Below are 13,797 nucleotides of genomic sequence, written 5' to 3' on the forward strand. Positions count from 1 at the left end.
TTCTCGCACATCACGCCCGAATACAAGGCGATCAGCCAGCTCTGCCTGCAGGTCAGGTCGGTGGCGGAGGTGTCGGCGCTGCTGCGGATCCCGCTCGGCGTGGTGCGTGTTCTGATCGCGGATATGGCGGCAGAAGGACTCGTACGAGTGCATCAGCCGCAGCTGGATGCGGGTAGGCCGGACGTCAACCTGCTGGAAAGGGTGCTCAGTGGACTTCGCAGGCTCTAGCCCCGGCCTCACCTCGACGAAGATCGTCGTGGCCGGGGGCTTCGGCGTGGGCAAGACGACGTTCGTCGGTGCGGTGTCGGAGATCATGCCGTTGACGACGGAGGCCGTCATGACGGACGCCTCCGCCGGGATCGACGATCTCGGCATGACGCCGCTGAAGTCGACCACCACCGTGGCCATGGACTTCGGGCGCGTCTCCCTGGACCGTGACCTGATCCTCTATCTGTTCGGCACGCCTGGACAGCACCGGTTCTGGTTCATGTGGGACGACCTGGTCCGGGGCGCGATCGGTGCGGTCGTGCTGGTGGACACCCGCCGTCTTGCCGACAGTTTTCCGGCGATCGACTACTTCGAAGAGGCGCAGCTGCCGTTCATCGTGGGGGTGAACGGCTGGGACGGCCAATATCCGCACACCGACGCTGAAGTGCGCGACGCTCTGACGTTGGCGCCGCACATCCCGATGGTGCGGCTGGACGCCCGCTCGAAGGACTCGGTCAAAGGCGCCCTGATCAACCTGGTCGAGCACGCGCTGACGGTTCGTATGGCCGTGCCAGGATGGAGCGGCTAGGAGAGCGGATAGGCTGGACTCTCCGACGTACATTCGCTTCGAGGACTGGCCAACCACGTGTTCGAGACGCTATCCGACCGGCTGACATCGGTCTTCTCCTCCCTCCGAGCCAAGGGCCGGCTGTCCGACGCCGACATCGACGCCACTACTCGCGAGATCCGCATCGCCCTGCTGGAGGCCGATGTCGCGCTCCCGGTGGTGAAGGCGTTCGTCGCCCAGATCAAGGAGCGCGCCCGCGGCGCCGAGGTCTCCCAGGCGCTCAACCCGGCGCAGCAGGTCGTCAAGATCGTCAATGATGAGCTCATCGAGATTCTCGGCGGCGAGACCCGCAGGCTCCGCTTCGCCAAGACGCCGCCGACCGTCATCATGCTCGCCGGTCTGCAGGGCGCCGGTAAGACCACTCTGGCCGGCAAGCTGGCCAGGTGGCTGCGCGAGCAGGGCCACGCGCCCATGCTGGTGGCCGCCGACCTGCAGCGGCCCAACGCCGTCCAGCAGCTCCAGGTCGTGGGCGAGCGGGCGCAGGTCGCGGTCTACGCGCCCGAGCCGGGCAACGGCGTAGGCGACCCGATCGGGGTCGCCCGCACGTCGATCGACGAGGCGAAGCGCCTGAATCACGACATCGTCATCATCGACACCGCCGGCCGCCTGGGCATCGACCAGGAGATGATGAAGCAGGCCGCCGACATCCGCGACGCGGTCCGGCCCGACGAGGTCCTGTTCGTCGTGGACGCCATGATCGGTCAGGACGCCGTCACCACGGCCCAGGCGTTCATGGAGGGTGTCGGTTTCGACGGCGTCGTGCTGACCAAGCTCGACGGCGACGCCCGCGGCGGCGCCGCGCTGTCGGTCAGGCACATCACCGGCCGGCCGATCATGTTCGCGTCGACGGGTGAGAAGCTGGAGGACTTCGACGCCTTCCACCCGGACCGGATGGCCTCCCGCATCCTCGACATGGGCGACATCCTCACCCTGATCGAGCAGGCGCAGAAGACGTTCGACGAGGAGCAGGCCGCCAAGATGGCCGGCAAGCTCACGTCGGGCGAGAGCTTCACGCTGGAGGACTTCCTCGAGCAGATGATGATGGTCCAGAAGATGGGGCCGATCAAGAATCTGCTCGGCATGATGCCCGGCATGGGGCAGATGCGCGACCAGCTCAACTCGATCGACGATCGCGACCTCGACCGCATCGCCGCGATCATCCGCTCCATGACCCCGGCCGAGCGTCAGGACCCGAAGATCCTCAACGGGTCCCGTCGTGCCCGTATCGCCGCCGGCTCCGGTGTCACGGTCACGGCCGTGAGCAATCTGGTCACCCGCTTCTTCGAGGCACAGAAGATGATGAAGCGGATGGCCGGCGGGATGGGCATCCCCGGCATGCCGGGCGGACGCGGCAAGGCGGCCAAGGCGCAGAAGAAGAACAAGAAGGGGCGGCGGGTCAGCGGGGACCCGAGGAAGGCGGCGCTGGAGAAGGCGTCGCCGGGTGAGGCTCCGGCGCAGCCCAAGCAGGGCGGGGTGCTGGGCAACCTGCAGGGCAAGCTGCCTCCGGGGATGGAGTTGCCGCCGGGCTTCGACCCCTCCAAGCTCAAGCTCCCCGGCCAGAACTAACGGCCGCCGTTCTTTGGCGGCGGCTTCGGGGTCGGGGGTCGGCGGGATTGTTGCCGAGGCTTTGCGGCTCCCTTCCGTGTGAGGGCGTAGGCAGTGCCGTCGATCTGGCACAATGACATGTTGGAACACCGTGACCAGGCGGGCGCCCTCTAACCTCCCGCCGGCCGCGTCTGTCCCTGGAGCGTCGTGCAGCCGTGCCCCACTCGGCGAAGCGCCGTTCACCCACGCTCGAATGCAGGAGAGACCACACCCGTGGCAGTCAAGATCAAGCTCAAGCGGCTCGGCATGATCCGCAACGCTCAATACCGTATCGTCGTCGCCGACAGCCGCACCAAGCGTGACGGCCGGGCGATCGAGGAGATCGGCCTGTACCACCCGAAGGAAGACCCTTCGCGCATCGAGGTCAACGCCGAGCGTGCGGCTTACTGGCTCGGGGTCGGCGCGCAGCCGACCGAGCCGGTGCTGAAGCTGCTCAAGCTCACCGGTGACTGGCAGAAGTTCAAGGGCGAGCCCGCCCCGGCGCCGCTGAAGGTGGCCGAGCCCAAGCCTGACCGTCACTCCATCTACGAGGCCGCGGCCAAGGAGGCGCTGTCCGGTGGCGACACCGGCACGGCCGCCACCACGCCGAAGAAGGCCAAGAAGAAGGAAGAGGCTGAGGCCCCCGCCGAGACCCAGACCGAGGGCGAGGCCTGACGTGCTCGAGGAGGCTCTCGAGCACCTCGTGAAGGGCATCGTCGAACATCCCGACGATGTCCGGGTCCGCGCACGCCGCATTCGCAGCGGGCGCGTCCTGGAGGTCCGGGTGCACCCCGAGGACCTGGGCAAGGTCATCGGACGCGGCGGGCGCACCGCCAAGGCGCTGCGTACGGTCGTGAACGCCCTGGCCGACGGGAAGTACGTCCGGGTCGACCTGCTCGACCTGCACGAAGCAGTCCGTTAGCGTCAGGTTTCCGCGCCCTCATCGGCTCTCCGGCCGATGGGGGCGCTTGCTTTGAGAAAGGGCACATTCACGTGCAGCTGGTCGTCGGCCGGATAGGCCGTCCGCACGGGGTACGCGGTGAAGTGACCGTAGAGGTGCTTACCGACGATCCGGAGCGGCGCTTCGCCGTCGGCACGTCGATCACGACCGACCCCGCCGACACAGGGCCGCTCGTCGTCGCCGGCCGCCGCTGGCACAAGGACATCCTGCTGGTGTCGTTCGAGGGCGTCAGCGACCGCGATGTGGCCGAGGAACTGCGGGGCACCATGCTGGTCATCGACTCGGCCGAAGTGGAGCCGCTCGACGACCCCGACGAGTTCCACGACCACCAACTCATCGGCCTGGCGGTGGAGACCGTCGCCGGCGACCCGGTGGGCGAGATCACCGACGTCCTGCACCACGGGCAGGACCTGCTGGTCGTCCGCAGGAAGGGCGCCGACGAGGCGCTCATCCCGTTCGTGAAGGCCCTGGTGCCGGAGGTGGACCTGGAGGGCGGGCGGCTGGTCGTCGATCCGCCGGAGGGTCTGCTGTGATGCGGCTCGACATCATCTCGATCTTCCCTGAATACTTCACGCCTCTGGACGTGTCGCTGATCGGCAAGGCACGGGAGCGGGGCACGCTCGACGTACGCGTGCACCAGCTGCGCGACTGGACGCACGACGTGCACAAGACCGTCGACGACACGCCGTACGGCGGCGGACCCGGCATGGTCATGAAGCCCGAGGTGTGGGGCGAGGCCATCGACGCGGTGATCGGAGACGGCACGCCGCGGATGATCGTCCCGACGCCGAGCGGGCGGCCGTTCACCCAGGAGCTCGCGCAGGAGCTGGCGGAGGAGCCGTGGCTGCTGTTCGCGTGCGGGCGCTACGAGGGCATCGACGCGCGGGTGATGGCTGAATACGCCACGCGGCTGCGCGTGGACGAGGTCAGCATCGGCGACTACGTGCTGGCCGGCGGCGAGGTCGCGGTGCTGGTCATGGTGGAGGCCATCGGCAGGCTGCTGCCCGGCGTGCTGGGCAACGCCCAGTCGGCCGTGGACGACTCCTTCGCGCCCGGGTCCATGCGTAACCTGGTCGAGGGCCCCGTCTACACCAAGCCGCCCGTCTGGCGGGGGCACGAGGTGCCTGCCGTGTTGATGTCCGGCCACCATGGGAAGGTGGCCAGGTGGCGCCGGGACGAGGCGCTGCGCCGTACCGTGCAGAACCGGCCCGAGCTGGCGGCGGCGCTCGACCCCGGCACGCTCGACAAGCACGACAGGAAGCTCCTGGAGGAGCTCTCGTTTCGCGTAGAGCCGGAAGATATGGCAAACTGAATCGCTGCCAACCTTTCATTGGTTGGTCTGTCATGCCCGGGAAACGGTCCCGGGTTCATCACATCAGCAGGCGTGTCCGCCGCGAGCCAAGGCCGGGTGGACCTCCGCGTGCTTACGAGGACTTGAGGACAGCTCTCATGCACACGAAGATCCAGGAGCTCGAGAAGGCGACCCTGCGCAGCGACGTGCCGGGTTTCCGCCCCGGTGACACGCTCGAGGTTCACGTACGAGTCGTCGAAGGCAACCGCTCCCGTATCCAGGTCTTCAAGGGCTTCGTGCTGCGCCGGCAGGGCAGCGGCGCCCGCGAGACCTTCACGGTCCGCAAGGTCAGCTACGGCGTCGGCGTCGAGCGCACCTTCCCCGTGCACAGCCCGGTCATCGAGAAGATCACGCTCGTGACCCGCGGCGACGTGCGCCGGGCCAAGCTCTACTACATGCGCGACCTGCGCGGCAAGGCCGCCCGCATTCGCGAGAAGCGCGAGACGACGGCCGCGAAGTAGCCCTGGTCTTTCCCCGAATGGCCCGCCCCGTGCGGGCCATTCGGCTTTACAGGGCCGTTTCCTTTATGTGGAGCGACTCGTGCCCGGTGTAACGTCTGTCGAGGCTTGTCGAGCCGAATCATCATCTAGGCTCGTCAGCGATGACTAGCGAGAGCCAGGAGTACGGCGCGGCGCGCCGCCCTGTCGAGGACGAGGTGGACGTGGTCGCCGAAGAGACTCAGAAGCCTGCCAAGGGCGAAAAACGCGATAAGGAGAAGAAAGGGTCGTTCTGGAAAGAGCTTCCCGTTCTTGTCGTCGTAGCCCTGGTGCTGGCACTGATCATCAAGACGTTTGTGGTCCAGGCCTTCTACATCCCGTCGGAGTCGATGGAGAACACCCTGCTGAAGAACGACAGGGTCCTGGTCAACAAGCTCGTCTACCACACGCGTGACATCGAGCGTGGCGACGTGGTGGTCTTCTCGGGCGTCGACTCCTGGGACGGTGAGTTCCAGATGGAAGAGCCGTCCAACGCCGTCGCGGCGTTCTTCCAGTGGGTCGGCACGGCGTTCGGCCTCATCCCCGGTGAGAAGGACTACATCAAGCGGGTCATCGGCATCGGTGGTGACCACGTCAAGTGCTGCGACTCCAAGGGGCGCATCACCGTCAACGGCACGCCCATCGACGAGGAGAGCTATCTCTACCCGGGCAACGTGCCCTCTGACAAGTTCTTCGACATCACGGTGCCGCAGGGGCGGCTGTGGGTCATGGGCGACCATCGCTCGGTCTCGCTCGACTCGCGTTCACACACCGGCGACCCGGGCGGCGGTTCCATTCCCGAAGGCCAGGTCATCGGGCGGGCGTTCGTGATCGTCTGGCCGTTCGACCGGGCGAGCGTGATCGACATCCCGGCCACGTTCGCGCAGCCCGCGCTCCAGGCGCTCGGCGGGTCCGTCCCGATGCTCGCCGGGTTCGGGCTGGCCGTACCCTTGGTCCTGGTTCGTCGGCGCTGGCTACGGAGGAGGCGTTGATGGCCGTCACCAAGAAGGCGGAGGGCGTGGGGAAAGAGAAGAAGAAGGGCAGCTTCCGTGAGACGGTGCTGCTCCTGGTCCTGGGCGTCGGCATCGCGCTGTTGCTGCAGGCGTTCGTGATCGGCTCGTTCTACATCCCGTCCGTGTCGATGGAGAACACCCTGCTGGTCAACGACCGCGTGTTCGTCAACAAGCTGGCGGGCAAGCCGGAGCGCGGCGACATCGTGGTGTTCAAGGGCTGGAACGGTGAGGACACCATCAAGCGCGTCATCGGCATCGGCGGCGACAAGGTGGTGTGCGACTCGAAGAAGCGCATCACCGTCAACGGCACGCCGCTGGACGAGACGTCCTACCTCTACCCCGGTGATTTCCCCTGCGATAACAAGCTCAACGTGACGGTGCCCGCTGGGAAACTGTGGCTGATGGGAGATCATCGCAGCGCCTCCGCCGACTCCCGGTCCCACATGAGGGAGCCCGGCAAGGGGTTCATCTCGGAAGAGGCGGTGATCGGCAAGGCGGTGGTGCGTTACTGGCCGCTCAACCGTGGCTATCTCTTCTCCCGGCCCGAGACTTTCGACAAGGTCAAGTAGAGAGGGCTTTTGGTCGCGGGTTGCGGCGAATGGGGCGTACGCTGCCACTGTCATGACAGTTGCGTTCCGCCCTCGACCGAGCGTCGTCCGGCGCGATTCCGGTCTCTACGCCTATGAGCGGGCGCTGGCCCGCCGCGGCCTCACCCCGATCGCCGGTGTGGACGAGGCAGGCCGCGGCGCCTGCGCGGGCCCGCTCGTGGTCGCGGCCGTGATCCTGCGCAGGGAGATCGACGGCCTCGGCGACTCGAAACTGCTCACCCCGGCGGTGCGCGAAAGCCTCTACGACAAGATCACGCGTGTTGCCCATGTGGGTGTCGTGATCATCCCGCCGGGGGAGATCGACGCCAAAGGTCTTCACAAGTGCAACGTTTCAGGAATGCGGCGAGCTGTCGCACAGTTGCCCTGTGACCCGGAGTACATCCTGACGGACGGCTTCCCGGTGCCCGGGCTGCCCGCGCCGTCGCTCGCCGTGTGGAAGGGGGACCAGGTGGCCGCGTGCGTGGCGGCCGCGTCCATCGTGGCCAAGGTGACGAGGGACCGCCTGATGGTGGCGCTCGACGAACGTTTCCCGCAGTACGGCTTCGCCGAGCACAAGGGATACGTCACACCTGGGCATCGGCTGGCACTGGAAACGCACGGCCCATGTCCTGATCACCGTTACTCCTTCGTCACGGTGGCCAGGGAGATGGGTGAGAATGAAATGGGGGCCGGGGTTGCCTGAGCAGGCAAACCGGGGGACCGGTACGACAGGAGGACCGCGATGAGCGCAGAGGATCTCGAAAAGTACGAAACCGAGATGGAGCTGCAGCTTTACCGCGAATACCGTGATGTCGTCGGTTTGTTCACATACGTCGTGGAGACGGAGCGACGCTTCTATCTGACCAACTCGGTCGACCTCGACGTCCGCACCGCGGAGAACGGCGACGTCTTCTTCGATGTGAAGATGCAGGACGCTTGGGTGTGGGACATGTATCGGCCGGCGCGGTTCGTGAAGAACGTGCGGGTGGTCACGTTTAAGGATGTCAACGTGGAGGAGCTGGCCAAGGCCGATCTGGAGATGCCGAAGGAGGGGTTCTCCGGGTAGTCCGGTCCGGTCCGCCACTGGCCCCGCCTGCCGCCGGTCTCGCCCGCTCACCGCGGCTGGCCCGCTCGGCCTTGGCGTAGCCGGTCTTGCCTGTGGCGCGGCTCAAAGGTGGCACGGATCATGCACGGACCACGCGATGCGCGGACCGGCCCTTGTGCGGGTCGGCCCTTTGCGGGTCGGCCCTTTGCGGGTCGGCCCTTGTGGGGATCAGCCCATGCCGGGTCCGGCCCTTGTGCGGGCTGGCTCATCTGGGGACGGCTCAGCTCTCTTTGCGCCGTCAGCAGCGCCGTCGATACGCGAGATGCCGGGCGGGCCTGGACTGGGCTTGCCGCGTAGCCTGGCGGGCGCTCCGGCGGTGGCGCTCCGGTCGTGGCGCTCCCGAAGTGTGTGCCGCCGCCGTCGTCGACTCGACGGCGCTGTCTTCCTGCCGGGCTTCACCTCGCTCTGTGAGGCCGTATTTCGTCGTGACTGCTGGCACGCGCCTCCGCCACCGCTCTGACGCGCCTCCGCCACCGCTCTGACGCGCCTCCGCCACCGCTCTGACGCGCTGCTCTGACGTGCTGCTCTGACGCGCCTCCGCCACCGCTCTGACGCGCTGCTCTGACGTGCTGCTCTGACGCGCCTCCGCCACCGCTCTGACGTGCTGCTCTGACGTGCTGCTCTGACGCGCCTCCGCCACCGCTCTGACGTGCTGCTCTGACGTGCTGCGGACGCCGACGCCCGCACGCGCCCCCGACGCCGCTGCGTCGACGCGCTGTCGATGCCGACGCCCGTATGGGCTGCCGACGCTGATGCCCTCGTGTGCCGCTGCCCGGAACCCGCATCCGGCGCGCTCAGGCGTTCCCATACGTCTCCTCTCGACAATCTATGCCTGCGACCTATGCGTACGGCCTACGGCGTGCAAGTCGCAGTCACTTATCCACAAGCACAGCGCTGGCGGCTCCGCAATCCCCAGAATCCTGCTCGGCCCGACGGCCGCCACCTCGCATCCGCCAAGGTCAGTTCCCGTACCGGACTGGATCGATGCCGGCCTGACCCGACCTGACGGAGGTGGCGCATGGCCATGAAGAAGGACAAGGACATCGAGCTCGGCAAGCAAGGCGAGCAGATAGCCGTGATCTACCTGGAGTCCAAGGGGATGAAGATCATCGAACGTAACTGGCGCTGCCGCTACGGCGAGATCGACATCATCGCCGAAGAAGGCCCCAACCTGGTCGTCGTTGAGGTAAAGACCCGATCGAGCAGATCCCACGGCACGGCCCTGGAGTCGGTGAGTCCCGCCAAGCTGGACAGGCTCCGGGTGCTCGCGGCCAAGTGGCTGGCCACGCAGTCTCGCACGTTCGACGCCGTGCGCGTGGACGTCATCGCCTTGGACAAGTTCGCGGGGGATTTCGCCCTTCGCCACGTACGGGGGGCGATCTAGATGGCCGTGGCCCGCACCCGGAGCGTCGCCCTCGTGGGCGTGACGGGCCGTACCGTCGAGGTCGAGGCCGACGTGGGCAACGGCCTGGCAGGCATCCACCTCATCGGTCTCCCGGACACGGCACTGAGCGAGGCCCGCGACCGGGTCAGATCGGCAGTGGTCAACAGCACATACCCATGGCCCGACGCCCGCATCATCGTCAGCCTCTTCCCGGCGAGCCTGCCCAAGCGCGGATCCCAGTTCGACCTGGCCATAGCTGTGGCGATCCTGGGTGCCGCCGGGGTGGTTCCCGCCGAGCGCGTGGCGGAGCCCTTCTTCCTGGGGGAGCTGGGCCTCGACGGCCGCATCAGACCTGTACGCGGGGTGCTGCCCTCCGTGCTAGGGGCGGCCAAGCATGGAGACGCCATGGTCATCGTGCCATCCGCCAACTCAGCGGAGGCGGCTCTGGTCCCCGATGTGAAGGTGGTCCCGGTGGCCACCCTGCGCCAACTCGTGGAATGGCTGCGAAACGGAGACGAGACCCCCGAACCGCAGGTCGAAGAAGGCGCCGAGCCGCCTTCCACCACCACGGACCCCGCAGTCGACCTGGCGGATGTCGTCGGTCAGCCGGTCGCCCGCCGAGCCCTCGAGGTGTGCGCGGCGGGCGGCCACAACCTGTGGATGCTGGGTCCGCCCGGCACGGGCAAGACCATGCTGGCGGAGCGCCTGCCGACTCTCCTGCCCGACCTGGAGCTCGACCATGCTCTGGAGGTCACGGCGATCCATTCGGTCGCCGGCGTCCTGCCGCCCAGCGCGCCCATGATGAACAGGCCGCCGTTCGTCAGCCCGCACCACACGGCGACCGCCGCCGCCATCATCGGAGGCGGCAGCACGATCGTGCGCCCCGGGGCGGTCTCGCTCGCGCACCGCGGTGTCTTGTTCATGGACGAAGCCCCTGAGTTCCCCCGCCACGTGCTTGACGCGCTGCGGCAGCCGCTGGAGTCGGGCCGTGTGACCGTTTCCAGATCGGCGGGCTCGGTGACGTTCCCGGCCAGATTCATGCTCGTCCTGGCCGCGAACCCCTGCCCGTGCGCCCAGGCGGAAGATCAGGGAGGAACCTGCAAGTGTTCTCCCACGGTCAGGCGCCGATACCTCGGCAGGCTCTCCGGCCCGCTGCTCGATCGTGTGGACATGAAGGTCACCGTGGCGCGGGCCTCCAGGCGCGAGCTCATGGCAGACCGCCAGTTCGCCGAATCCAGCGCGACGGTGGCCGAGCGCGTCCTCGTGGCTCGCGAACGAGCCGCCAAACGCCTGGCCGGCACCCCCTGGCGGACAAACGCCGAAATCCCCTCATCCGTTCTCCACAGCGATTTCCGCCCGTCCCCGAAGGCCATGAAGCCCATGACCTCCTGCCTCGACTCGGGCACCCTCACCGCCCGGGGCCTGGACCGCGCGGTCCGCGTGTCGTGGACCCTCGCCGATCTGGCCGACAAGGAATGCCCGCAGGAAGAGGAAACCACCGCCGCCCTCCACTTCTGGCTCGGAGTGACGTCGTAATGCGCGCCACCACAAGCTCCGCAGCCCCCACCCCCCAGCAGTCCAAGACCAGGAAGGAGTCATGACCCCGTCCATGATCTCTCGCTCCGATCGGGATGAAGAGAGCCTCACACCCGCACCGTCACCCCCACCGTCCAGGCGCTCGTCGCGGGCCGCGACGCTCACACCCCGGCACCCTCCGCTATCCGCGCCTCCAACGGCCTCGGCGACCATCGCCGAGCATCAAGCAACGGACCGCGACCTCGCCGATCAGGGGACGCCAGCCTCTGATGCATTCGTGCATCGTGAGACCGACGGCTCGGCAATCGGCGGATCCGCGGGCGGACCTCAGCAGCCGGGCGGCCGCCACGAAAACCACGAGGCCGGGCCTGCTGCCGAGCCACAAGACGACGCCGTCGCACATCCTGAGGCCGCCGAGCGTCGTCAGTGCCTCAAGCACGATGAGCGCGCCGACCGTATTGGGGACCTTGAGCACGTCGAGTGCCTGGAAGAAGGGAGCGAGGGGTCTGCAGGAGTCGTGCATTTGGAAGGGGGCGGGGGCTCTGGAGGAGTCGTGCGTTTGGAAGGGGGCGGGGGCTCTGGAGGAGTCGTGCGCTTGCAAGGCGCCGAGCGTCCTGGAGGAGTTGAGTGCCTGGAAGGCGCCGAGCGGCCTGAACGAGTCGAGCGGTGTGAGGGTATCGACCGGGCTCGGCGTGGTGAGCGGTGTGAGGCTATCGATCGGGCTCAGCGTGTCGAGCAAGATGAGCGTGGGGAGCATCGTGAGCAGTTGGAGTATGAGGCGAGAGCCGCCCTCATGCGGGCCGCCGACGTCGGTGACACGATCATGGGCCGTCTCGTGGCGAGGTATGGAGCCGAAGACGTGGTGGAGGCGATCCGTGCCCGCGCGCTTCCAGCAGAATTCCTGGCTCAGGAGGCCCAGCAGGAGCGTCCCGCTGACCTGACGGCACGCCTGAACGCCTGGCACGCCCGCCTTGCCGCCGCAAACCCTGCCGCCGACCTGGAAGCCGGCGAGAAGTCCGGTGCTCGCCTGATCATTCCCGGCAGCCCGGAATGGCCCACGCAACTGGATCACCTTGGTGCAAGTCGTCCGCTCGGGCTATGGCTGCACGGCACGGCGGACCTCCGCTTCTCCTGCCTGACGTCGGTGGCAGTGGTGGGCGCACGGTCCGCGACAGCGTACGGCGTGCACATCGCGGCCGAGTTCGGCGTCGGTCTCAGCGAGTCTGGTTGGACTGTCGTGTCGGGCGGCGCTTTCGGGGTGGACGGCGCGGCCCACCGAGGAGCGCTGGTAGGCGATTCCCCGACGGTCGTAGTGCTGGCCTGCGGTGTGGACGTCTGCTACCCAAGCAGCCACGACACCCTCTTCGCGGCCGTCAGAGACCAGGGCGTGCTGGTCAGTGAATGCCCGCCAGGAGTCCATCCGACCCGGGCACGCTTCCTCATCAGGAACCGCCTGATAGCGGCCCTGTCGAGAGGCACCGTAGTGGTCGAGGCCGCCCTGCGCAGCGGCGCGCTCAACACCGCCGCCCACACCCTGACACTCAACAGGCACCTGGCAGCCGTACCCGGCCCGGTCACCTCGCGCATGTCAGCCGGCTGCCACCGACTCCTCCGCGAACGCAAAGCGGTATGTGTCACCTCGCCAGAGGAGATGATCGACCTCGTCGGCGTAATAGGCGACGACCTGGCCCCGCAGACCCGAGGCCCAGCGGTCCCCAGGGACAAGCTCAACGAGTCAACGAGGAGGGTCCTGGACGCGATCCCCACCCGGGGCGGCGCCGGCCCGGCTTCCATAGCGGTCGCAGCAGGGCTCGGCCTGGACGCCACGCTAAGCGCACTCGGCGGCCTGGCCGCGGCGGGCTACATCGAGCGTTCCCCAGACGGCTGGCGTCTCCGCAAACAAGGCGCCACGTATCGGAAGGCCGCGGGATCCACCCACCTTGAGCCGCCACAGACGGCCGAGGACAGCGACCCAACCCAAGAACCACCTTTCCCGGACGAGGACGGCCTCGCCCCGCTATGAGGATGGCCTTCCGGGCTAGAAGACGGTTCCCAAGGTCGAGAGCACAACGGCCGGAGGCGGCAGTCAGCATGGGTGAGGGCGTCGCCATCGCCACAGGGAGGCGGTGAGAGGCCGTGCGGGGTCCGAACGAGGCAGTGGCGACAGGTTGGGATTGGCGTGGCGGGCGGCGGGTGTGGAAGGCGAGGGTTGCGGCGGGCGGCGGGTGTGGAAGGCGGGGGTTGCGGCGGGTGGGGGGTGGTGGAAGGCGGGGTTGCGGCGGGTGGCGGGCCTGCTTGGGCGTGCTGGACCGAGTCGCGCGGTTCGCGAAGCAGCGGACGGGACACACGTACGACCAGCACATCGAGAATGAGGCCGACGTGCTGCAAGGTCGCTACGGCGGCGTGTGCCGGCACGGCCGGCAGCGAGAGCACGATCAGCATCGCCCCGGCCCGCGAGGCGGTCGTTGATGAGGTGATGAGGGCCGCCTGAGTGCGGGTGTGCGGTGGCGGAAGCCAGGGAGAGGCTGCTTCGCCTAGCCGTGTTGGCGTAAGCGGACGGTTCGGTGCTGAGGCGGAAGCGGCGAACAAGTGGGGGCCACTGGTTTGCATTTCCTTCAGCGGCGGCCAGGACAAGGGACAGACTGCTTTCTGCGGCCATCGCTTCAGATTCCTCCGACACGATTCAGGCCGGAGGATCGTTGCGGTGGCCCGCACCATTTGGCGTTGTGTGCGCGTGCGGCCAGTTGAGTTCATCGATCGTGAGGCCGTGGAAAGATCACGCGGGGCCGATCATGCCGCACTGCTGCGCGTCGATTTCGGAACCGTGCACGGGCGTCGCCGCGGCCGAAGGCAAGTGCTTGCTTTGGGCTTCCCGGCCGGACGGATGGTCCGCGGGTAGGTGGATGCGGCGGTCGCGTGGCTGGGCTGTTGTGGGGCAATCTGTCCTGAGGTGGTGTTTGGGCTT

16 protein-coding genes are annotated in these 13,797 nt (G+C 67.7%); 15 read left to right on the forward strand and 1 reads right to left on the reverse strand.

Annotated features, from left to right (window positions below; translation table 11 throughout):
• From EDD27_RS00005 to EDD27_RS00070, 14 genes are all read left to right on the forward strand, one after another.
• Positions 1–228: DUF742 domain-containing protein (locus EDD27_RS00005; RefSeq protein WP_127930470.1), on the forward strand; the 228-nt coding region annotated here is incomplete at its 5' end.
• Positions 209–796: a GTP-binding protein gene (locus tag EDD27_RS00010; protein WP_127930471.1), complete on the forward strand. Its 588-nt coding sequence runs from the start codon at positions 209–211 to the stop codon at positions 794–796. The genes EDD27_RS00005 and EDD27_RS00010, both read left to right, overlap by 20 nt.
• Before the next feature lie 57 nt (positions 797–853).
• Positions 854–2,401: a signal recognition particle protein gene (ffh, locus tag EDD27_RS00015; protein ID WP_127930472.1), complete on the forward strand. Its 1,548-nt coding sequence runs from the start codon at positions 854–856 to the stop codon at positions 2,399–2,401.
• Positions 2,402–2,653: 252 nt separating this feature from the next.
• Positions 2,654–3,094 carry a 30S ribosomal protein S16 gene (rpsP, locus tag EDD27_RS00020; protein WP_127930473.1) on the forward strand — a complete coding sequence of 147 codons (441 nt, stop codon included), beginning with the start codon at positions 2,654–2,656 and terminating at the stop codon, positions 3,092–3,094.
• A 1-nt stretch (position 3,095) separates the two neighbouring features.
• Positions 3,096–3,341, forward strand: coding sequence for an RNA-binding protein (locus EDD27_RS00025; protein WP_043634919.1), 246 nt, complete (start codon positions 3,096–3,098; stop codon positions 3,339–3,341).
• Positions 3,342–3,412: 71 nt separating this feature from the next.
• Positions 3,413–3,913: a ribosome maturation factor RimM gene (gene rimM / locus EDD27_RS00030; protein WP_127930474.1), complete on the forward strand. Its 501-nt coding sequence runs from the start codon at positions 3,413–3,415 to the stop codon at positions 3,911–3,913.
• A complete protein-coding gene (gene trmD / locus EDD27_RS00035) occupies positions 3,913–4,692 on the forward strand; it encodes a tRNA (guanosine(37)-N1)-methyltransferase TrmD (RefSeq protein ID WP_127930475.1) in 780 nt (259 codons plus the stop codon). The genes rimM and trmD overlap by 1 nt, the downstream gene beginning before the upstream one ends.
• 137 nt (positions 4,693–4,829) lie before the next feature.
• A complete protein-coding gene (gene rplS / locus EDD27_RS00040) occupies positions 4,830–5,192 on the forward strand; it encodes a 50S ribosomal protein L19 (protein ID WP_127930476.1) in 363 nt (120 codons plus the stop codon).
• A 140-nt stretch (positions 5,193–5,332) separates the two neighbouring features.
• Positions 5,333–6,199 carry a signal peptidase I gene (gene lepB, locus EDD27_RS00045; RefSeq protein WP_127930477.1) on the forward strand — a complete coding sequence of 289 codons (867 nt, stop codon included), beginning with the start codon at positions 5,333–5,335 and terminating at the stop codon, positions 6,197–6,199.
• Positions 6,199–6,789, forward strand: coding sequence for a signal peptidase I (lepB, locus tag EDD27_RS00050; RefSeq protein WP_127930478.1), 591 nt, complete (start codon positions 6,199–6,201; stop codon positions 6,787–6,789). The genes lepB (EDD27_RS00045) and lepB (EDD27_RS00050) overlap by 1 nt, the downstream gene beginning before the upstream one ends.
• A gap of 52 nt (positions 6,790–6,841) precedes the next feature.
• The gene (locus EDD27_RS00055) at positions 6,842–7,510 is read left to right on the forward strand and encodes a ribonuclease HII (protein ID WP_127930479.1); all 669 of its coding nucleotides are present in this window, start codon (positions 6,842–6,844) and stop codon (positions 7,508–7,510) included.
• 39 nt (positions 7,511–7,549) lie between these two features.
• Positions 7,550–7,873, forward strand: a complete 324-nt coding sequence (locus EDD27_RS00060) for a DUF2469 domain-containing protein (RefSeq protein ID WP_026215037.1) — start codon at positions 7,550–7,552, stop codon at positions 7,871–7,873.
• 1,057 nt (positions 7,874–8,930) lie between these two features.
• On the forward strand, positions 8,931–9,296 hold the full coding sequence (locus tag EDD27_RS00065; RefSeq protein ID WP_164903394.1) for a YraN family protein: 366 nt from the start codon (positions 8,931–8,933) through the stop codon (positions 9,294–9,296).
• Positions 9,297–10,832 (forward strand): YifB family Mg chelatase-like AAA ATPase, encoded by a 1,536-nt coding sequence (locus EDD27_RS00070; RefSeq protein ID WP_127930480.1) that lies wholly within the window; start codon positions 9,297–9,299, stop codon positions 10,830–10,832.
• A 181-nt stretch (positions 10,833–11,013) separates the two neighbouring features.
• Here the strand turns inward: EDD27_RS00070 and EDD27_RS00075 are convergent, their stop codons facing one another.
• Positions 11,014–11,589 (reverse strand): hypothetical protein, encoded by a 576-nt coding sequence (locus tag EDD27_RS00075; protein ID WP_127930481.1) that lies wholly within the window; start codon positions 11,587–11,589, stop codon positions 11,014–11,016.
• Positions 11,590–11,625: 36 nt separating this feature from the next.
• On the opposite strand from EDD27_RS00075, the gene dprA reads away from it, so the two are divergent.
• Positions 11,626–12,855: a DNA-processing protein DprA gene (dprA, locus tag EDD27_RS00080; RefSeq protein ID WP_164903395.1), complete on the forward strand. Its 1,230-nt coding sequence runs from the start codon at positions 11,626–11,628 to the stop codon at positions 12,853–12,855.
• Positions 12,856–13,797 lie beyond the last annotated feature (942 nt).

This window comes from Nonomuraea polychroma (genome assembly GCF_004011505.1).
In the GTDB taxonomy this organism is placed as follows: Bacteria; Actinomycetota; Actinomycetes; order Streptosporangiales; family Streptosporangiaceae; genus Nonomuraea; species Nonomuraea polychroma.